Consider the following 19756-nt stretch of genomic DNA (forward strand, 5'->3'; position numbering starts at 1 on the left):
TTACGGGTGTCGCGATTCATCTGGTCGAGGTCTATCTGCGCACCGGTCGCGAGATGGTCGTCGAACGGGATGATCTGCACCGCCCTTGTGCGGCCGAGGAAGTGCTGCGTCAGCATGTCCAGGTCGATCGGCGCACCTCCCGGCTTCGACGCAGAGATCACCACGACAGCCTGCTGGACGAGTCGCTGATAGCCGTGAGCGTTGAGCCAATCCAGTGTCGCTGCGGCACTTTCGGCACCGTCAACGGCCGGTGAAGTGACCAGAACGATAGCGGTCGCCGAACTCAGGACCCCCTCCATCGCCGAATGCAACAGACCGGTACCGCAGTCGGTCATGATGATGTTGTAGTAGTTCTCCAGAATTCCGATGACGTCGAGGTAGTCGTCGGCACTGAAGGATTCCGATACTGCCGGATCACGTTCGGATGCAAGCACTTCCAGACGGCTCGCGGACTGCGACGTATGGCGCCGAACGTCGCCGTACCGGGTGACGTTCGGATCGTTGAGAAGCGAGCGCACAGTCGAACCGGTTTGCTGCGGGACACGTCGGCCGAGCGTTCCGAAGTCGGGGTTCGCGTCGACCGCGATCACCCGGTCTCCGCGCAGCGACGCGAACGCCGACCCGAGACCGATTGTGGTCGTGGTCTTTCCGACGCCACCCTTGAGGGAGAGCACCGCCAGACGGAAATCGCCGGCCATCGGCCGACGGATGCGAGCGACCATTTCGTCGAGTTGTTGCTGCGACTTGCTTTGGCCCAGATTGATCAGACCGCCAGACACGGTACTCAGTGCACGACGCCATCCGGCTCCGCGCGCCGAAAACGGTATCGCTGCCTGTTGATTCGGATTGCCGGCACCGGGCGCTCCGGGGAATTGGGCGCCCGGGCGCATTCCCGGCTGTTGCGCGCCAGGTTGCGGGCCACCCACGTAAGGGCCGCCGTACTGACCGGGCTCGGGATGGTGGGGCCACGGGGGAGTGGGCTGCTGTGCGGGCGCATCCGGGTAGGACGTGCCGGGCGCAGTCAGGTTGGGAGCGGCTGGTGCAGGGCTGGCTGGTGCGGCGCTCGGCTGCTGTGGTTCGAAATGCTGATCGCGCGGGAGGTACTGCGCGACCGGCGGACCCGGCGTCTGTGGCGTCTCGCCCGACCGGCCCGTGTACCAGTTGACCTGCGCGGCGGGTGGCGCGAACTGCGCTTGCGGCGGTTGGGGAGCGTCTGACGGATGCTGGCCCGCACCGACCGGCGCGTCGAGACGGCTTCCGTCGTCTTCGTGGCTATCGGACTTCGGCCACGATGACGGCTGCGAGCCTTCGGCGTGCGACATCTCGTTGATCATCCCCTCGTGCGTCCCTCGGTGGGCTCATCGCCCGACCCCTGATGCTGGTTCGACCACTGAATACTAGGGCGTCTAACAGTTGCGGTCATGGCGACGTCCTGCGACGACGCCATGTGCAGCGGGGCGGCTATCGATGGCAACGTATCGATCGCGACGGAGCTTTCGGTTGGGGAGTTGGTTGCCGCTACCCGTTTTCAGTCATTTTCGACGGTGCTGCCTACGCCGACCTGGTCTTTTGCGGCGGTGTTGCCGTGGGAATGACTGAAATCGGGAGGGGGTGTGGTGTGGGCGCGTGATCGTGGGGCGGCGAGCACTCCTGCCGCGCATCCGGCGATCACCAGCGCGGCTCCGCCGATCTCGACGTAGGTAGGTTGCTCGCCGAGGAAGAGCCAGGCTGCGGTGATCCCCACGACGGGAACCAGCAGCGACATCGGCGCGACTCGGCTGGCCGGGTAGCGCTGCATCAGCGATGTCCACAGACCTGACCCGGCGATGGTCCCGAGCAGCACCACGTACGCCAGCCCAGCCAGCGCGATGAGACCTGACGTGGAGCCGAGTGTGGCCATGGCGTGGAAGCCCGCGGATGGTCCATCGACAGCGAGACTCAGCAAATACAGCGGGATCGGCGGCACCACCGACATCCACAGCGTCATCCGCAGCGCATCACCGGAGTTCGGCGGCAACGCGAGGCGGTTTCCGATGTTGCCGAATGCCCAGGACAGTCCCGCCAGCACGGTGAGAAGGATCGGAACGACGATGCCGACTCCGAGCGAACTGTGGCCCGCGCGGTCGACGCCGATCAGAACGATTCCGCCAACTGCGACTGCGATTCCGACGACCTGCGCCGGCACGAGTCGTTCCCGCAAGAACACGACGCCGAGCAGCACCGTGAACGGGGCAGACGTCTGCAGCACCAGCGACGCGAGGCCTGTCGGCATCCCGATGTTCATAGCGAGGAAGAGGAATGCGAACTGTCCGACGCCGAATCCGAACGCGTACAACAGAAACCATTTGATCTGCATTCGCGGGAACCGCACGAACAGCACCACCGGAACGGCCATGACCGCGAACCGGAGTGCGGCGAAGAAGAACGGAGGGAAGTGGTCGAGGCCCAGGCGAATCGCGATGAAGTTCAAACCCCACAGCACGACGACGGTGAGTGCCAGCATGCGGTCGCGCGTTGTCATGTATCCATGGTCGAGGCTTCGGGAGTGAAGCACAATCGAAATAAAATGCACTAAAGATGTAGGACAGCTTCACAAAATCGTCGCGTCAGCGCGCTGACGGCGTCGAAGGATTGCAGCCAAAACGCAAAACGCCGACGGCACCGGAAGTCGGTGCCGTCGGCGTTGGGTCAGAGGCGTATTGCCGCCAGCGGGTATTACCGCCAGCCGAGTGCGGGAGCGACGTCGTTGAGGATCGACTCCATCACGTGGGCGTTGTATTCGACGCCGAGCTGGTTGGGGATCGTCAGCAGCAGCGTGTCGGCGGCCGCGATGGCCTCGTCTTCGCGCAGCTCCTCGATGAGCTTGTCGGGCTCTGCGGCGTAGCTACGTCCGAACCGTGCCAGTCCGCCTTCGAGGTGACCGACCTGATCCTGGTCGTTGCGATCACGTCCGAAGTAGGCGCGGTCCATGTCGGTGGTCAGCGGGAAGATGCTGCGGCTCACCGAGACTCGCGGCTCACGAGTGTGGCCGGCCTTCTCCCACGCGTCGCGGAAGCGCTCGATCTGCTCGGCCTGCAACTTGTGGAACGGGATGCCCGTGTCCTCGGTCAGCAGCGTCGAACTCATGAGGTTCATGCCCTTCTCGGCGGTCCACTCAGCGGTGGCACGGCTGCCGGCGCCCCACCAGATGCGGTCGCGCAGGCCCTCTGAGTAGGGCTCGATGCGCAGCATGCCCGGCGGGTTCGGGAACATCGGCCGCGGATTTGGCTGCGCGAACTCCGCGCCCTCGATCACCTTCAAGAACACGTCGGTGTGCTGGCGTGCCATGTCGGCGTCGGTTTCACCGTCGGCCGGGACGTACCCGAAGTACTTGTACCCGTCGATCACCTGCTCGGGGGATCCCCTGCTGATGCCGAGCTGGAGTCGACCGTCGGAGATGAGGTCGGCTGCGCCTGCGTCCTCTGCCATGTACATGGGGTTCTCGTAGCGCATGTCGATCACGCCGGTGCCGATCTCGATGCTGTTGGTCTTTGCGCCAACCGCCGCGAGCAGCGGAAATGGTGAGCCGAGCTGGCGTGCGAAGTGGTGCACGCGGAAGTACGCGCCGTCTGCGCCGAGCTCTTCGGCGGCAACGGCGAGGTCGATGGATTGATGCAAGACATCTGACGCCGTCTGGGCTTGCGAACCCGGAGACGCCGACCAGTGCCCAAAGGACAGGAAGCCGATTTTCTTGGTCATGTGATATACAACCGGACCGCGGTCCAGTTATTCCGCTCCTCGGCGGCGTAGGTCGGTCGCGGCGCGACCGTTAAGCAGATAGACCCCGAGGTGAAGCGTCGTCGTAGCATCGCTTCATGGATGTCAAGCGCCTGCGGCTGCTCAGGGAGTTCGCCGACCGCGGTTCCGTGGGAGCGGTCGCCGACGCGATGCACATGACGCCGTCGGCCGTCTCGCAGCAGTTCAAGGTGCTCACCAAGGAGGCGGGCGTCGAACTGCTCGAGGCCGACGGTCGGCGGGTGCGACTGACTTCGGCGGGGCAGGCTCTCGTGCTGCGCGCCGACGAGGTGATCGCTGCGGTCGAGCGAGCGCAGGAGGAGATGGCCGCGTACCGCTCGGGTCGATCGCGGGTCCGGCTCGCGATGTTCCCGTCTGGCGCGACACTCCTTTTGCCGACCGTCCTCGACCGTGCCGCCTCCGATGCGATCGAGATCGACGCGTCGCACCTCGACGTCGGCTACCCCGACGCTCCGCCCGCTCTCGCCGACTTCGACGTCGTGGTGACACACCGAGACGAGCGCACGCCACCCGTCAGTTCGCCGCGTGTGCGCGTCACCGAGCTGATGCGCGAGCCGCTCGACGTCGTCGTATCGCGCAACTCGTCTCTTGCAGAGCGTGATTCGGTCGCGGTCACCGAGCTTGCGGACCATGACTGGATCAGCGTCGAGGGCGGCTTTCCTGTCGACGATGTACTGCTGTCGATCTCGGCCATCACAGGCGTTGCGCCGAGAGTCACGCAGCGAATGCTCGACTTCACGACCATCGAGGCACTCGTCGCGGCTGGTCACGGAATTGCCTTGATGCCGCGTCACGCATCACGCCATCCGGGAGTGAAACCACTTGAATTGCAGGGTGTTCGGGCAGCGCGCGTGTACGAGGCGCTGACCAGGCCGCGACCGCGTCGCGCGGTGACATCGGTAGTCGACGCCCTCGCTGCCGCGGCCGCTCGGTACGGCGCCTGAGCGCATTACGCCGAACGTCGACGCCGCGGAAGCGCCGCCAGCAGAACCCCTGCGGCAGTAAGAGTTCCGACGTACGCCGCGACCCCCGCCCAGCCGAATGCCGAGTACGTCAGACCGCCGAGCGCACCCACCACGGAGCTGCCGAGGTAGTAGTGGAAGAGATACAACGACGACGCCTCGGCGCGATGCTCGGTCGCCCGTGCGGACACCCAGCCGCTCGCCACCGAGTGCGCGGCGAAAAAGCCTGCGGTGAAGAGGAATAGCCCGACGATCACCGACCACAGATGGTCCGGAATCGTGATCAACAATCCCACGAGCATGATCGACGTCGCAGTCACGAGAACCCGGCGTCGACCAAGCCGGTCGGCCAGCCTGCCACCCCACGCCGACGACACCGTGCCCGCCAGGTACATGAAGAAGATTGCTGCCACGATTCCCGCCGGCAGCCCGAAAGGACCACCCAGAAGCCGATATCCGATGAAGTTGTAGACGGTGACAAAGCCACCCATCAGCACGAAGGCCAGGGCGAAGAGCGACAGCAGGCCCGGATCACGAAGGTGCGCAACCAGATTGCGTCCGGTCGTGCGTAGGGAGACAGGCTGCGGAGTGAAGAACTGTGAGCCGGGAACCATGCGCCAGAACGCAATCGCGAATGCCAGAGACACCAGCGCGGCAATCTCGAGTGCCCACTGCCAGGACACAAAGTCGACAGCAAAGCCCGGAATGAGCCGCCCGACGAGACCGCCGATCGTCGTGCCCGCGACGTAGCGGCCCATCGCACCGCCGAGCGACATGCCGTCGACCTCTTCGGCGAGATACGCCATGGCGACGGCGGGCACGCCCGCACAGAGCAGTCCCTGCAGGGCGCGGCCGGCCAGGAGCAACTCGATCGACGGCGCCCACGGAAGCAGTAGTCCGATGACCGAGGCGGCAACCGCGGACCCGACCATGAGGCGCACCCGGCCATACCGCTCCGACAGCGCGCTCGCCGGGATGATTGCGACGGCGAGCAGGCCGGTCGTGAGCGAGACCGCCAGAGCCGACGTCGTCGGCGAGACGTCGAAGTGTGACGACAGTTGGGGCAACAGACCCTGCACGTAGTACAGCGCCATGAACGTCGTCATCCCGGCCGCGAACAGCGAGAGTGTGGCACGCCGATACCCGGGCGAGCCGGGTAAGTGTTTGACGGGTGCGCGGTCGGTGGTCACTGGGAGGACGGTTGCTGTCACTCCATCGAGTCTGAGCCGCGCAGTGGTCATTAGGAAATGAATGTTTGACCACTGAGTCATTCAATAATGAATAACCACAGCTAGAATGGCCAGATGTACGACGACCTGCGGTGGTTCATCGCCATCGCCGAGGCAGAGAACCTGACCGCGGCCGCCGACCGGGTCCACTCGTCGCAGCCGACGCTCTCGCGCTTCCTGGGCCGTCTTGAACGCGACCTCGGGGTGCCGCTCTTCGACCGCGATGGTCGACGCCTCGTGCTGAACCGGTTCGGACGTGCCTACCTCGACAGGGCGCGTCGCGCGGCGTCGCAATTGGAAGCCGGACGTCGGGAGATCGAGGAGATGCGCGCTCCAGCCCGCGGTGCGGTGCGGTTGGCGTTCCTGCATTCGTTCGGACTGGGGTTGGTGCCCGACCTCATCAGCCGGTTCCGGGTGGAGAACCCATCGGCACGTTTCACGCTGACCCAAGACGCGGCGGCAACCGTCGTCGGGCATGTGGTCGACGGCGACGCCGACCTCGCGATCGTCGCGCCCCGCCCGATGCGTACCGACATGGCGTGGGCGCGCGTCGCCGAACAAGAACTCGCGCTCGTGGTACCCCGTGATCACCGCTTCTCGGGCCGGGAGACGATCGGCATCGCCGAGGCCGCAGACGAGGAATTCATCGTGATGCAACACGGCTACGGCATGCGACGGATCTTCGACGAGATCTGCGCCGCACACGATCTCACGCCCGCGATTGCCTTCGAATCGTCGGAGCTCGCGACGGTGTCCGGCCTCGTCGCCGCAGGGCTCGGCGTCGGACTGGTGCCGGTCGAGGAGTCGGCGCGCCATCCCGGCGTCGAACTCGTCCCGCTCGCGGGTGAAACGCGCGAGATCGGGCTGACGTGGTTTCGCGGTCGGCCATTGAGCGACGTCGCGTCGCGCTTTCGGGACTTCGTCCTCGCGGGGAGCACGTCCGACGGATGAATCGCGCTGCCGTGCGGGCTCCCGCTCACCCGTTTCCCTCCCGCTTATTGAAATCAATAAGCGGGAAGTAAGCCGGTGAGCGCGAACCGTGGTGGGGCGGGATGATCTCGTAGGTGACGAGCCATGGGCGCAGCAGGTCGGCGAGCAGACGTCGCTCGAGAGTGGCCCAAATCCAGCGGACCACCATGGTGTCGAGGCCGCGGAGTTCGTCCTCGCGCAGCTTCTCCCGGACCACCGCGTCCTCGGGCGACTCGCCTTCGCGGAGCAGACGGCCGTACTTGGCCAGACCGTCGAACTCGCCGATCAGCTTGCCGTCCCAATCGAAGTCCGTCTCGTACGTGCCGGACGGGCAGACGAAGCGGTGCTGCTGACGCGGTACAGGCAGGTCCGCCTCGTACATCTGTGCGCTGCTCCATGATTCGCCGACGCTCTGGGAGAGGCCGTTCGCGAGGGGAAGTGCCCGCCGAGCGTGTTGCGCACCGCGTCGACGTCGAGAGCCCAGGATCTCCGACATCTTCGCCCGGTCGGCGCCCAATGCCAGAGCCGCCTCGAGGACGGTCAGTGCCTGCGCGAAGTCGCCGCTCGACGCGACGTCGACCGCTGTTCGCTCGATAGACGTGACCCGGATGCCGTCGACCTCGGTGACCTCGTCGTCGCTGAGCGGCGCCCCGTGAAGGTGGCGCAGGCTGCGGACGGATCCTCCCGATCTGCGGCCGGTCGTCATGTGAACGTGCGAGAGGTTCGGTTTGAGCATGCGCAGCCCATGCATCGTCGCCGCCGACACATGACTGAGCACGTGCGGCGTGTCGCCGCTCAACTCCGACGTGACGACTGCGATCGAGGTGAGCCGGTGCAACGCTTGGGCACCGGCATGGCCGTCGAATTGTGTTGTGCGCGGGACCAATACACCGGGTACCAGCCTGATCAGCTTGCCACGATCGACTGCGGCGCAGAGCTCGTTGTCGCTGAACGCCGCTGTCTTCGCGGCGCCGCGTCGGATCAGGCCGAACTCGTCGAGCGGGTAGCCGGGGAGACCGAGAGTGGAGTCCGTCATGCAGCTTCGACGCCGCGCCGGGCCGCGCGGTTCCACTCCGCACCGATTCAGATCGACGTCGACCTTCTCGCTCACCCATTTCCCTCGCGCTTATTGAATTCAATAAGCCGCAAGGAAATCGGTGAGCGGGAGGCACGCTCACGGGGTCAGATCCGCTCGGACACCCGCCGAGAGGCCAATTGCACTGCCTCCCAAACGGTTGCGAACGGCGGGGCGTACGCGAGGTCCATCTCGGCGAGATCGTCGACGGTCATCTCGCCCCACAGCGCCGCGGCGACGGTGTCGATCCGCTTACCCGACTGCGCTCCGCCGACGATCTGAGCGCCGAGGATGCGGCGGGTCAACTTGTCTGCGGTGAGTAGCACGGTGATCGGGGTGGCCTCGGCCATGTAGCCGCTCGCGGTGTCGCTCTGGGTGATCAGCGTGAGGGCGTCGTGACCGAAGCGCGCGGCGACCTCGGTGTTCATTCCCGTCCGTGCGATCTCCAGATAGGTTGGGCCGGAAGAGAATCGGGTGATCGCCGTCGCCAACACCCCGGCGAATCGTTTACTCTCGTCGCCGCCCAGATTGAAACCGCACACCCGCCCCTGCTTGTTGGCGTGTGTTCCGAGCGGTGCAAAGATTCGCTCCCCGGTCATCCGGTCGAGAGACTCGCAGCAGTCTCCCGCCGCCCAGATGTCGTCGGCGACGCGCTGATGGTCGTCGGGTAGGTATCCGCCGTGAACTCCGATCGGCAACCCGGCCGCGGCGCCCAGCGAGGTCGACGGCCGAACGCCCAGCGCAAGTACCACGACGTCGGCTTCGATTGTGTCGCCGGAAACCGTTGTGACGGAACGTATTCTGCCACCCTCGGCGTTGGCGCTCGCGACGACGGTATCGGTCAGGACGGTGACGCCTGCGGCGCGCATACCTTCTTCGATGCGGTCGCTCATCTCCGGGTCGAGCTTGCTCATCACCCTGGTGCGCGTGGCGAGAGTGGTCTGGAATCCGCGCTCCGCCAACGCCTCTGCCATCTCCACGCCGATGTAGCCGCCACCGACCACGACTCCTCGACGGCCGGAGCCGGCAATCAGATCGAGCCAATACCGCGCGTCCTCAAGGGTCTTCGCCGGATTGACACCGTCGATCAGCGATCCGTCCGCGTCACGCGCCCAGTCCGGGACCATCGCCGAGGCACCGGTGCACAAGACGAGTTGGTCGTAGGCGACCTCCGACGACTCGTCGAACTCCGACGTCACCGAGACGACCTTCCGATCACGGTCGATTCCGGTGACCGTCGTTCCCATGCGGAGGTCGACGCCGAGTTCCCGGTGTTGCGCGGCGCTGCGCGCAACGAGATCAGTGTCGGAGTCGACGAGGCCTGCGACGAGGTACGGAATGCCGCATGCCGAGTACGACGTATCCGACGTCTGCTCGAGCGCGATCACCTCGACGCTGCGCCCGGTGACCTCTGCTGTCCGAAGTGCCTGATGAGCGGCACTCATACCGGCGGCGTCCGCGCCAACGACGACGATGCGTTCCACCCGCGTCACGCTACTCGCGTTCGACGATCCGCCGCGCCGGCAAGGGTCAGAGATCGGCGCCCGCGACCTTACCCATGACAACCCCGATCCCCGCGACGACGAGCGGCAACGCGACGAGCACCGAGACCAGGAGAACTAGCATCTGCATGCCTCAATGGTCCGCGCGGTTCCGCGCGTTGTCGCTGTGACCAGGCAAATCGTAGTCGGCCTCACAATTGGTACGGGTGACGCAGTTTTGGTCGGCAGACAGTGATTCGACGCTATCGACGTGGTTGAGATGCGGCGTCCGATCAGGCATCGCTGTCTGGAGATGCGCGCTTGACGCGCTGCACAGCGGGCGGCGCCCATGTCCCGTCGAGTACCTCGGCGCGCGGAGCGTACAGGCGCATCGTGACGCCGAGCGCGGCCTGTGGCGCGGGAAGCCAGTTGTCGGTCTTCTCGCCACCCGGATTCTCGTGCTGCAGATACAAGACGAGCGAGCCGTCGTCGTTGAACCGCAGTTCGTCGCGATCGCCCAACGCGAACCGGTCGAGTTCATTGGCGACCTGATAGCCCTCGGCGTCGTACATCGTGACCGACCAGAAGGCATTCACGGGTGGAAGGCCATCAGCGGGAAACGTGATTGTGTAATCGTTGTGCCCGTCGAGTGGCCGACCGTCGGCGTCGGCCACGACGACTGGATAGATCGCATCCTCGGGAGGGTTGGCACCCAACCCGATCAGCGCGAGCTGCGCTCGTTGAAAATAGTCGTTGCCGTAGACACCTACCGATTGCGACATGATCTGCCAGCCGTTCACGCGATCACCGAGGCCGGAGATGTCAGGCAGCTTCTTTCTCGCCGACGCGATGCCCGACTCGAGTGCCGCGAGGCCGACCTCGTCGAATCGCGATGTATCGAACTCCAGTCCGGGGACGATCCCGATGGCAGCGATACGCGCCAGCACGGACTGATCCGTGAGGTGCGGTGGCGTAGTCGTCAGAACCTCTGCTGCGAGCCTGAAGAACTCGGGAGCAGACAGTTCCGCGACGATGCGCAGTGGTTCGGTGTCCAGGTCGATGGGAGTGCTCGACTCGGGTCGGGTCGGGCCGCCCAACGGGGTGATGGTGAAGCCGTCCTGGAACTTGCCGACGGCGTCGTAGTCGCTCGGGCCGTTGGTCTGCGACCGACCGATGGCCCACACGTACGGTGTCGGGGCCTCGATGATGAGGGCATCGTCGGGGACATCGCCGTCAAATCCCGGTGGTATCACCATGATTCGCGTGCCTGTGTTTCCCGTCGTACGGGATCCCGGAACCGCGAACACGTCGGTCCACATGTCCAGTAGTGGCAGCATGTAGTAGCGACCGTCGCTGTCGGGAAGTTCGATCAGGACTGCTCCACCGGTCAGGTCGAGCCAGGCGGACGAGTACAGCGTGTCGAAATTCGGACGGACGATAGCGCGGAAATCCGCAGTCGGAAACGCCCGCATGTGGTGGAAGGCGTTCGAGGCTCCGAAGCCCGGTTTGCCCGAGGATCCCCGTGCTGTTTGTTGTCGACGGCTGACCTCCATGATGACGAGGGGATACATATAGACGTAGGCCTCCGCTGCCAAGCTCGCGGTATCACCGGTAAGGGGTTTCGATGTCGTCATGGTCTAAGACTCGACGATCGACCCGTGATTTCAGTCATTCGAATCGTATGAGCGCTCATCATCAGGGTATGTATCACCCGATACGGGTGATGTAGTCGCATCGTATTGATGCCAGCATCGGGAATATGACCGAAACTTCTGCCGATGTGCCCGTCGATGTGGAAACAGGGCCTATCGATTACCTTCTCGTCGAATTTCCCGCCGATCACAATCCAGACGGCTCGGCGTTGATACACCTGCTCGATCTTGTCGATCGCAATGTGATCAGCGTGCTGGATCTCGCAGTGATCCGACGAGACGGCGATAGTGTTGCTGCGCTTGCGGTCTCGGATCTCGACGTCGGCGCTGATCTGGACGCCAATGTCCTCGCAGAGGCGTCGAGCGGACTGCTAGACGATCAGGACCTCGCGGACGCGGCGTCGGTGCTGGCGGACGGCTGCCTCGGCGTTCTCGTCGTCTACGAGAACGTGTGGGCTGCTCCGTTCGCCACTGACCTGCGGCGAGCCGGCGCTCAACTGGTCGCGTCCGGGCGGATTCCCGTCAACGCCATTCTCGAGGCCCTCGGCTCAACCGACTGACCGACGTCGGGCTGACCGCCGGGCTCTGCCTGAAGCGTTATGCCCGATCTATTCACCTCAGAACCACTCGAGTGAGAAAGTGCAGGTACCAGCCATGCCAGGACTACTACGCGGGGTCGCCCGAACGGCCGCGGTTGCAGGGACTGCAACCGCGGTGTCCAACAGGGTGTCGCGTCGTCAAGGCGAGCGGTGGGCCAGACGGTCGGCCGAGGCAGCACCCCAGGCCTACGCGGCCGCGCCCGTCCAGAACCCGCAACCGCCGGTTCCCACCGAACAGACAACAGCGCCGGATGACCGAATCGCTGCATTGACGAAACTCGGTGAGCTTCGAAGTTCAGGTGTTCTCACCGAAACGGAATTCGAATCGGAGAAGCGACGTATCCTCGGTCTCTGAGAATCGGCCGATCCGTCAGTGTTTATTTCCAACCACATCGTTAACAGCCACATCGATAACAACGAGTAGGAATTTCATGACCACCTCATCACCTTCCACGAAGCAGCGTTGGGCAGGCGGGCTATCCATTGTCAGTGGCTGCGTGCTGCTCGTCGTCGGGATACTGGAGTTCCTCCAGGGTGTCTCGGCCATTGCGGCTGACAACGTCTTCGTTGTAGGAACCAACTACATCTATAAGTTCAACCTGACGACGTGGGGTTGGATCCACCTGATCATCGGTCTCATCGTCGCTGCGACGGGTATTGCGGTGTTTTTCGGAAAGACATTTGCACGGGTGCTCGCGATCGTGCTCTTGTCACTCTCCGTGATAGCCAACTTCCTCTGGATTCCGTACTACCCGTGGTGGTCGATCACGCTGATCGCTCTGTCAATCGTCGGAATCTGGGCGTTGGCGGCGTGGAGTCCTGAGACCGACGAGATCTGACGCAGCGCAAGGAAGATGATGGCGATGACGAGCGTGGTCGATCCCGCGGACGCGGCGACGTGCTATGACGGCCCTGGCCGCAGGACCCGTGCCGAGAGTGTCTATCTGGGGCTACAGGCTCGGGAGCGGTTGCCGCTCAGCGGAATCGGCGACCTCGGTGACGAATCGGGCCGTGACCCGATCGGTCTACTCCAAGATCAGGCTCGCACCCGGGTTCCGGAACTCGTTCCGGTCAGATACGGGCGAATGGCTGTGTCTCCCTTCACCTTCTACCGCGGGGCAGCGCTTGTCATGGCCGATGACCTGGCTCGAACCGAGAACTCAGGCCTGACCGTGCAACTGTGTGGCGACGCGCATCTGTCCAATTTCGGGTTGTTCGCCACGCCTGAGCGCAAATTGGCGTTCGACGTCAACGACTTCGACGAAACCTACCCGGGGCCGTTCGAATGGGACGTGAAGCGCCTGGCCGCGAGTCTCGTGGTTGCGGCACGCGGCAACGGATTCGACAACAAGACCGCCAAGCGGATCGCCGGTGCATGTGCCCGCGAGTACAGGGAGTCCATCGCGTCGCTCGCGGGACTCGACACGTTGGACGGATGGTATCGACGCGCCGAACCTTCTCGAAAACTGGTCAACATCCGCGATCTCATCGATTCATCGACCGCGAAGAACGTGCGAAAGCAGATCGACAAGGCGTGGACGCGTGACGGCCTGTCTGCGCTCAAGAAGCTGACCACCACCGTCGACGGTGAATTGCAGTTCGTCAGCCAACCTCCGCTCATCGTGCCCATCGAAGAACTGTGGGACGCGGAGGTCACAGCGCGTCTATACGGTCAGCTTGCCGATCGTGTCGACGCTCTTCGCGCGACGCTCGCTCCCCACTACCGCGTGCTGTTCGACAGATTCACCTTTGTCCGCATGGCCCGCAAGGTGGTCGGGGTTGGCAGCGTGGGAACTCAGGCGTGGGTTTTGCTGATGGTCGGACGAGACGAATCCGATGTGCTGCTGCTCCAGGCCAAGCAAGCCGAAAAGTCCGTTCTCGCACGGTATCTCGATGGTCCGAAATATGACAACGAGGGCAGGCGGGTGGTGGAGGGCCAACGACTCACGCAAGCTGTCAGCGACGTGTTCCTGGGGTGGTCTGGAGGTCCAGGAGCTGATGGTGTTCGGCGTGATCTCTACCTCAGGCAGCTTCGGGATGCTAAAGGCTCCATCGTCGTGGAGGGTCTGGACCCACGGGGTCTCGAGGTCTATGGGCGGGCGTGCGGTCGAGTCCTCGCCTACGGTCACGGCCGGTCGGGCGATGCGGTTGCCATAGCGAACTATCTCGGCGACGACGACGAATTCGACAGGGCTATAAGGCGTTTCGCATCGCGCTATGCGAAAAGGAATGACGAGGATCATCGCGTGTTCGTCGACGCGATTCGGGCAGGCGCGGTTGCGGCTGTCGCCGACGAGCGGTGACGCGCATGCCTGAGACGGTCGTGAGCGCGGAGGGCGAATCGGGACGCGGTCTCGACGCAGACGAACGAGCCGAACTCGAACGTCTGCGCGTTGAGATCGCAGAGATCAGGTCGGGGCAACCGTCGGATGTCGGCAAGGAGTCCACGCGTCGGCGGATCAACTGGCGAATGATCGGCGTCGTCGCGCTGGTCATACTGTGTGCGGTACTCACGCTGCTGTCGGTCACCACGCGGTACGTCAGGAGTCAGATCCTCGACACCGATCATTACGTATCGACCGTCGCACCACTGGCATCGAATCCTGCTGTGCAGCAACAGGTCACCAACTCGATCACGAACGAGATCAATCAGCAGACGAACATCGAAGAGGTGACGTCGAATGCGCTCAACGAACTGACTCAACTCACACCGGCCGATCGTCCGCGGGTGGATCAGGCGATCACCGGACTCGCTCCGGTGATCAGCGCACAGGCGGAGAGCTTCATCCACAACACGGTGGCGCAGTTCGTCGGCTCTGATCAGTTCGCTGCGCTGTGGACGACGGCCAATCGCGAAGCGCACGATGCTGTTGTTGCGGCGGTGACCGGTGATACGCAGCATGGCGCGGTGAATGTCGACACGACCAACGGATCGATCAGCATCGAGCTAGGGCCGATCATCACCCAGGTGAAGCAGCGGCTGAGTGCGCAGGGGTTCGCCTTCGCCGACAAGATCCCCGTTGTGAACAAGCAGTTCGTGGTCTGGCAGTCCAAGGAACTCGCTCGGGCGCAGAATCTCGTGAGGTCGCTCGACAAGGTCGCCACCGTGCTGCCGTGGCTTGCGATTCTGGTTGCTCTCGCTGCGATCGGACTCGCGGGCGTCGGTCGCCGTATCCGAACCCTGACAGCAATCGGGATCGCGGTCGTCGGCGCGATGCTCGTGTTGGCAATCGGCATCATCGTCGGTCGCACGATCTACCTGAACAACGTGCCTGCAGACGTCCTGTCTCCCGCCGCCGCCCAGGCGATCTTCGACACAGTGATCAGTCCGCTGCGCACTGCCCTTCGTGCGGTGGCGGTGCTCGGACTCGTCTTGGCACTTGTGGGCTTCTTCGCAGGAGGAACGCGTGCCGCGGCCGCCACTCGACGTGTCATCGCCGGGGGATTCGAATCGGTCGATCGTCGTCGAAAGCAACGCTCGGCGTCGATGGTTGAGGCCCAACTGTGGCGGCTGCGGTACGTCGTGCGTCTCGGCGTCCCGATAATCGCTGCGTTCGTCCTGATGTTCTGGCACTACCCGACAGGCATGGTCGTCTTCTGGGTGGTGGTCGTCGCGTGCCTCATCCTGGCGGCTTTCGAATTCGCCATCGCTCCCGCGCGCCGCGGAGTGGCCGCCGGGAGCGTTGTTGCCGAGGATCTTGTCGCCGAGAGTGCCGGTCCTGAAAGCTCCGAGATCGTTGTCACCGAGACCGTCGTGACCGAGACCGTCGGCGATGACGCGGCTGCAACCGTAGTCGATTCGACTGACAGTCCCAGAGCGAAATGAACCGCACGTCGTAGGGGGTCAGCACCTCGTGCGCGACCTCGCGAGGAATATTCGCCCGTCGCATTCGCGCTGGTCGTCGTACCATTCAGTGCATGAAAGGCGCGGTACCCTCCCCACGAAGCGGTCAGGACGGCGAGGGTGAACCCGACGCACTCGAAGTAGACACAATCGCGGCAGCTCCGCCGATTCTGAGTCTGCGTTTCGCGCCACCGTCTTTACCTCCCGGGTTTGTGGTGCGTTCTCGCATCGACGAGATGCTCGACGCTGCACGGGGCGGCGACGTGACCTTGGTGTGTGCCGGGGCCGGGTACGGGAAGACTCTTGCTGTCGCGGCTTGGGCGCAAAGCGTACATCGGCTCGATCGGACCGCATGGCTCGCCGCGGGCGAAGGCGTAGGCGTTGCGGCGTTTTGGCATGACGTGATCGTGGCACTTCGAATGCTTCCGGTCGTGGCCGACGAAGCGCGGATCGCCGAGTTCATGCCCGGCCCCGCATTCGGGGATTCTGACGTGGCGGGTCTGGTTGATGCCCTGTCGTCTCTACCAGAGACCGTGACGCTGGTGATCGACGACTTCCATCGCCTCACGTCGGTGGACCTTCTGAAGTCGATCCACCGAGTGATCGAGTGTGGCGTTCTGACAGTGCATCTGGTTCTCGTCTCACGCGTGGAACCGCGAATACCGTTGCGCCGTCTGCAGGTGATGGGAAGGCTTCGCGAGATCGATGCCGCCGTGCTGGCGTTCACGCCACGCGAGGCTGAAGATCTGTGTGCACGCATCGGATTCGAGCTGGACCCGGAGAGCCGGGAGCGTCTGATGAACCGGACGCAAGGCTGGCCCGCCGGAATCCGGTTGGCCTTGCTCAGTGCCACAGTCGAATACGGAGGCGATGTGCATGCGGCACTGACGGGCTTCGGCGGCGGTGGCAAGCTGGTGGCGTCGTATCTACTCGAAGAGGTACTCGCGAGGGTGGCCAGCTCCGATCGAGAGTTCCTGCTCGCCACGAGTGTGACGCCCGTTGTCTGTGCCGATCTCGCGCAGGCCTTAACTGGACGTGCCGACAGCCGCGCGATTCTCGAACAATTGGTTGCGCGAAACGTGTTGACGGTGCGATTGACCGGCCGAGCCGGATGGTTCCGCTATCACCCCCTTCTACGCGAGTTTCTCCGCGACCGACTCACTATTGAACGCCCACAGGAGATTTCGACGCTCCATCGGCGTACGGCACAGTGGTACCTGGACAGCGGTGAGCTCATCCCCGGGATCAGGCATCTGGTCGCGGCGGGCGACTGGCTTGCGGTGGCGAAGGTGGTGGGAAAATCGGCACTCCCCCTCATCCTGACGATCCACGCGGGTGAGCTGGCGGCGGCGTTGGCTCCTGCGCTCGACGTCGTCGAACGCGATCCGCGACCGGAGGTGCTTCTCGCGGCAAGTGTTGTGGCGCATCATTCTCGGGACTTCGTAACCATGCGCCAGAACGCCTTGGATGCCGAGACCGCGCTGTTGGCGAGCGGCGTCGAACCACCTCGATGGGCCCAGGTCATCGTCGCGCTGGCGCGGATGGTCGCAGCTCGGGTCTTCACACCCGTGGAGCTGTACGAGAGTGCGAACGAAGTGCTGACCGTCGCGACCGGGGCATCGCGCAACGAGTTGCCCGCGGTAGGTGCATACGCGGTCATCGGTCGGACCAACGTGGCCATCAGCCTGGTTCTTCGCAGCGAATTCGGCCGTGCTCGTGTGCATTTGGAGGACGTGCGGGTCGAGGCCGATCGTGCCGGGGTGGGACTCACCTCGGCTGCGGCGAATGCCTACCTGGCTCTGCTGGATGTCATCGCAGGTGACCTTCCGGAAGCGGGACGTCGGAGCGACATGCTCGCGAAACTGGGTGTTCGACGCGGTTGGACACAGCAACCCCAATTGCTTGCGGCCTACGCCGCCTCCGCTTTGGTGTACCTGGAGACCGACGAACTCGACACCGCAAGCGAGCGTGTCGACTTCGGTCTCGACCTCGTCCGCCACGGGTCTGATCTGCCTGCCGCTGTGATCCTTCAGATCGCGGCCGTGGGCGTTGCGCTCGTGCGGCGGGAACTGCATACCGCGCGAGCGGCGGCGAGTCGCCTCCGTGCGCTGAGCGCGAGTTGCAGTGGGCTCCCTCTGCTCGACCACTGGGTTGCGGTCTCGCTGGCCCGCGTCGAATTGCTCTGCGACGACGTCGATTCCGCTGAGAAGGTCCTCGCCGAGTTGCAGGCATCGACCTCTTCTTCATCGAGGGAATTCGGTTTCGAACTCGTCACCATCGCACGTGCGGAAGTCCTCCTCGCGCAGCATGAGCCACGCGCCGCGTTCGACCTGTTGGGTACGCCGGCCCGCTACGCGGCGCACCGGACGCTCGTGGTCGAGGCGGCGCTGTTGTCAGCGATTGCGGCGGACCGGCTCAGGTTGGACTCGATTGCCTTGGAGAGATTGGGGCAGGCGATCGATGCGGCAGCTCCCATCGGCGCGATACGGTCATTCGTCGCACACAGCGAAGAGATCGCGGGTCTGCTGGCCCGCTATCGGCATCTGAACGCAGAACCGTCAGAACTCACTCGGGCAATTCTCGTGCGACTGAAGGCCGCCGATGCGGCGGCAACGAATGTGCCTGCGACGCCATCGGACCCGCTCACCGAACGCGAACTCGCGGTATTGCGTTATCTGCCAACGATGTTCAAGTCTGCGGAGATCGCTGCTGACCTCTACGTCTCGGTCAACACCGTGAAAACGCATCAGCAGTCGATCTACCGCAAGTTGGGGGTATCGACACGCCGCGCCGCCGTCGACCGCGCACGCGAATGGCACCTCCTGTAGCCGCGCAGTCCACGTCAGGTGCGTCCCGCCGCATCCTCGTCGACCGGTTTGGCACGCAACTCGGGCGCGTTGGCCACGACGAGCCACGCGGCCAGCGTCGCGAACAGGAGCGGAACCAGCAGATCCAGTTGCGGCACAACGGCAAGCCCGAGAAAGAGGCTGATCCAGCCGTTCCGTGTTGCCGCGACGACGATCCCGACGATGCTCGCGGCCACCGTGATCGTCAACGGAAGCGACTGCCACATCACGTGCATTCCGAATCCCGCTGCGGCACCGGCGAAGACGGACGGAAAGATGCGGCCTCCACGGAAGCCGCCCGCGCTCGCCAACAGCATGGCGCACATCTTGATGCCAGCGAACGCGAAGAAGCCGAGGGCGGTCGTGGTCCCGAGGCGGTCGGGCAGCTCCTTCATCTGATCGAGGCCCTTGAACAGCGTGATCGTTCCGCCGAGGATTCCGAGGCCACCGAGGACCGCTCCCACCAATGTCAATCGGACGATGGGATCTCGTAGCGAGCGATGCAGTACCCGGTGCAGGGGATCGAACACGAATGCCGCGACCACACCGCATGCGGCGATGACGACGGCAACCCCGACGGCGATCAAGGTGTCGACGATGCTGCCGATTTTCTCCTCCGGTAGGTCGATCGACATCGTGAGATCGGTGAAACGCAGGATGACGAACGACCCGGTAGCCGCCGCGACCAGGGGTAGATACAGCCGATTCCACAGAGGGATTCGTTGATCGCCGGGATTGGCCTCCGACAGCATGAGAGCAGCGGCGACCGGGGTTCCGAACAGCGCACCGAATGTTGCGGCGGTCGACAGACCCATCCACTGGTCCTGGTCGATCTTCGGAATCAGGCGTGCGCCGACGGCAACGACGATCGCCGCATTGATGATCATGATCGGGCTCTCCGGACCGAGGCTCACTCCGCCGGCCAGCGCAAGGATCGCCGCTATCGCGAGGCCGGGGGTTGCACCGACCGAAATCGGTTTCGACACCAATTCCTGCGTCGCGGGATCACCTCCGGCGTGGCCGGGGGCGAATCGGATCACCGCTCCCACCAGCAAGCCCGTCACGGTCAGTACGAGAAGAATCCACCACCAGGTGCTCTGCGTGATGCCCAACCACGACGTCACGGTGTGCCAGAGGAAGTGTTCGAGGGTGCTGGCGACGGCCGAGATTCCCCACAGCAGCAGGGCGCACACGACACCCACGAGTAAGGCGACGGGCGTGAGCGCGAGGAGCTTCCCGACGGGTACCCGCGTGGAGTCCTGCTGCCCGGGTCCGGTGGCTGCCTCACTCATGACTAAAACTGT

The 19756-nt window shown here is 64.2% G+C and carries 15 protein-coding genes and 1 pseudogene; 8 read left to right on the forward strand and 8 right to left on the reverse strand.

The features are described 5' to 3' along the window. Nucleotides 1-245: 245 nt before the first annotated feature. The 3 genes and pseudogenes from RND64_RS23105 to RND64_RS01970 form a co-directional block, all read right to left on the reverse strand. Nucleotides 246-1334 (reverse strand): annotated as a pseudogene (locus tag RND64_RS23105) (nucleotide-binding protein); the annotation flags it as partial. A gap of 194 nt (nt 1335-1528) precedes the next feature. Next, nucleotides 1529-2521 carry an EamA family transporter gene (locus RND64_RS01965; protein WP_270484707.1) on the reverse strand — a complete coding sequence of 331 codons (993 nt, stop codon included), beginning with the start codon at nt 2519-2521 and terminating at the stop codon, nt 1529-1531. Between the two features lie 194 nt (nt 2522-2715). Further along, nucleotides 2716-3738: an LLM class flavin-dependent oxidoreductase gene (locus tag RND64_RS01970; protein WP_270484705.1), complete on the reverse strand. Its 1023-nt coding sequence runs from the start codon at nt 3736-3738 to the stop codon at nt 2716-2718. Nucleotides 3739-3854: 116 nt separating this feature from the next. Between RND64_RS01970 and RND64_RS01975 the strand changes: the two genes are divergently transcribed. After that, the gene (locus RND64_RS01975; RefSeq protein ID WP_049700517.1) at nt 3855-4739 is read left to right on the forward strand and encodes a LysR family transcriptional regulator; all 885 of its coding nucleotides are present in this window, start codon (nt 3855-3857) and stop codon (nt 4737-4739) included. Nucleotides 4740-4744: 5 nt separating this feature from the next. Here the strand turns inward: RND64_RS01975 and RND64_RS01980 are convergent, their stop codons facing one another. Beyond that, nucleotides 4745-5998 carry an MFS transporter gene (locus tag RND64_RS01980; RefSeq protein ID WP_049700518.1) on the reverse strand — a complete coding sequence of 418 codons (1254 nt, stop codon included), beginning with the start codon at nt 5996-5998 and terminating at the stop codon, nt 4745-4747. A gap of 63 nt (nt 5999-6061) precedes the next feature. On the opposite strand from RND64_RS01980, the gene RND64_RS01985 reads away from it, so the two are divergent. Further along, nucleotides 6062-6937 (forward strand): LysR family transcriptional regulator, encoded by an 876-nt coding sequence (locus RND64_RS01985; RefSeq protein WP_049700519.1) that lies wholly within the window; start codon nt 6062-6064, stop codon nt 6935-6937. A 25-nt stretch (nt 6938-6962) separates the two neighbouring features. Here the strand turns inward: RND64_RS01985 and RND64_RS01990 are convergent, their stop codons facing one another. The 3 genes from RND64_RS01990 to RND64_RS02000 all read right to left on the reverse strand — a co-directional run bounded on the left by RND64_RS01990 (nt 6963) and on the right by RND64_RS02000 (nt 11145). Then, complete coding sequence (locus RND64_RS01990; protein WP_049700631.1) at nt 6963-7991, reverse strand: hypothetical protein; 1029 nt, start codon at nt 7989-7991, stop codon at nt 6963-6965. Nucleotides 7992-8137: 146 nt separating this feature from the next. After that, nucleotides 8138-9514 (reverse strand): FAD-dependent oxidoreductase, encoded by a 1377-nt coding sequence (locus RND64_RS01995; protein WP_235434449.1) that lies wholly within the window; start codon nt 9512-9514, stop codon nt 8138-8140. A gap of 290 nt (nt 9515-9804) precedes the next feature. Next, a complete protein-coding gene (locus tag RND64_RS02000) occupies nt 9805-11145 on the reverse strand; it encodes a DUF1254 domain-containing protein (RefSeq protein ID WP_270484700.1) in 1341 nt (446 codons plus the stop codon). Between the two features lie 125 nt (nt 11146-11270). On the opposite strand from RND64_RS02000, the gene RND64_RS02005 reads away from it, so the two are divergent. From RND64_RS02005 to RND64_RS02030, 6 genes are all read left to right on the forward strand, one after another. Continuing rightward, complete coding sequence (locus RND64_RS02005) at nt 11271-11723, forward strand: DUF6325 family protein (RefSeq protein WP_270484697.1); 453 nt, start codon at nt 11271-11273, stop codon at nt 11721-11723. Between the two features lie 94 nt (nt 11724-11817). Next, on the forward strand, nt 11818-12117 hold the full coding sequence (locus tag RND64_RS02010; protein WP_049700523.1) for an SHOCT domain-containing protein: 300 nt from the start codon (nt 11818-11820) through the stop codon (nt 12115-12117). Nucleotides 12118-12193: 76 nt separating this feature from the next. Further along, nucleotides 12194-12601, forward strand: a complete 408-nt coding sequence (locus RND64_RS02015) for a DUF7144 family membrane protein (protein WP_049700524.1) — start codon at nt 12194-12196, stop codon at nt 12599-12601. Nucleotides 12602-12625: 24 nt separating this feature from the next. Next, nucleotides 12626-14065, forward strand: coding sequence for a DUF2252 domain-containing protein (locus tag RND64_RS02020; protein ID WP_270484694.1), 1440 nt, complete (start codon nt 12626-12628; stop codon nt 14063-14065). A gap of 5 nt (nt 14066-14070) precedes the next feature. Then, entirely contained in the window at nt 14071-15588 is a 1518-nt protein-coding gene (locus tag RND64_RS02025) for a hypothetical protein (protein WP_270484691.1), read from the forward strand. Nucleotides 15589-15680: 92 nt separating this feature from the next. After that, a complete protein-coding gene (locus RND64_RS02030) occupies nt 15681-18434 on the forward strand; it encodes a LuxR C-terminal-related transcriptional regulator (RefSeq protein ID WP_290724876.1) in 2754 nt (917 codons plus the stop codon). A 14-nt stretch (nt 18435-18448) separates the two neighbouring features. On the opposite strand, the gene RND64_RS02035 is transcribed toward RND64_RS02030, so the two are convergent. Beyond that, nucleotides 18449-19744, reverse strand: coding sequence for an ion channel protein (locus tag RND64_RS02035; RefSeq protein WP_270484687.1), 1296 nt, complete (start codon nt 19742-19744; stop codon nt 18449-18451). Nucleotides 19745-19756: the final 12 nt, after the last annotated feature.

Origin of the sequence: Gordonia sp. w5E2 (assembly GCF_036540975.1) — a bacterium.
Lineage (GTDB): Bacteria > Actinomycetota > Actinomycetes > Mycobacteriales > Mycobacteriaceae > Gordonia > Gordonia jacobaea.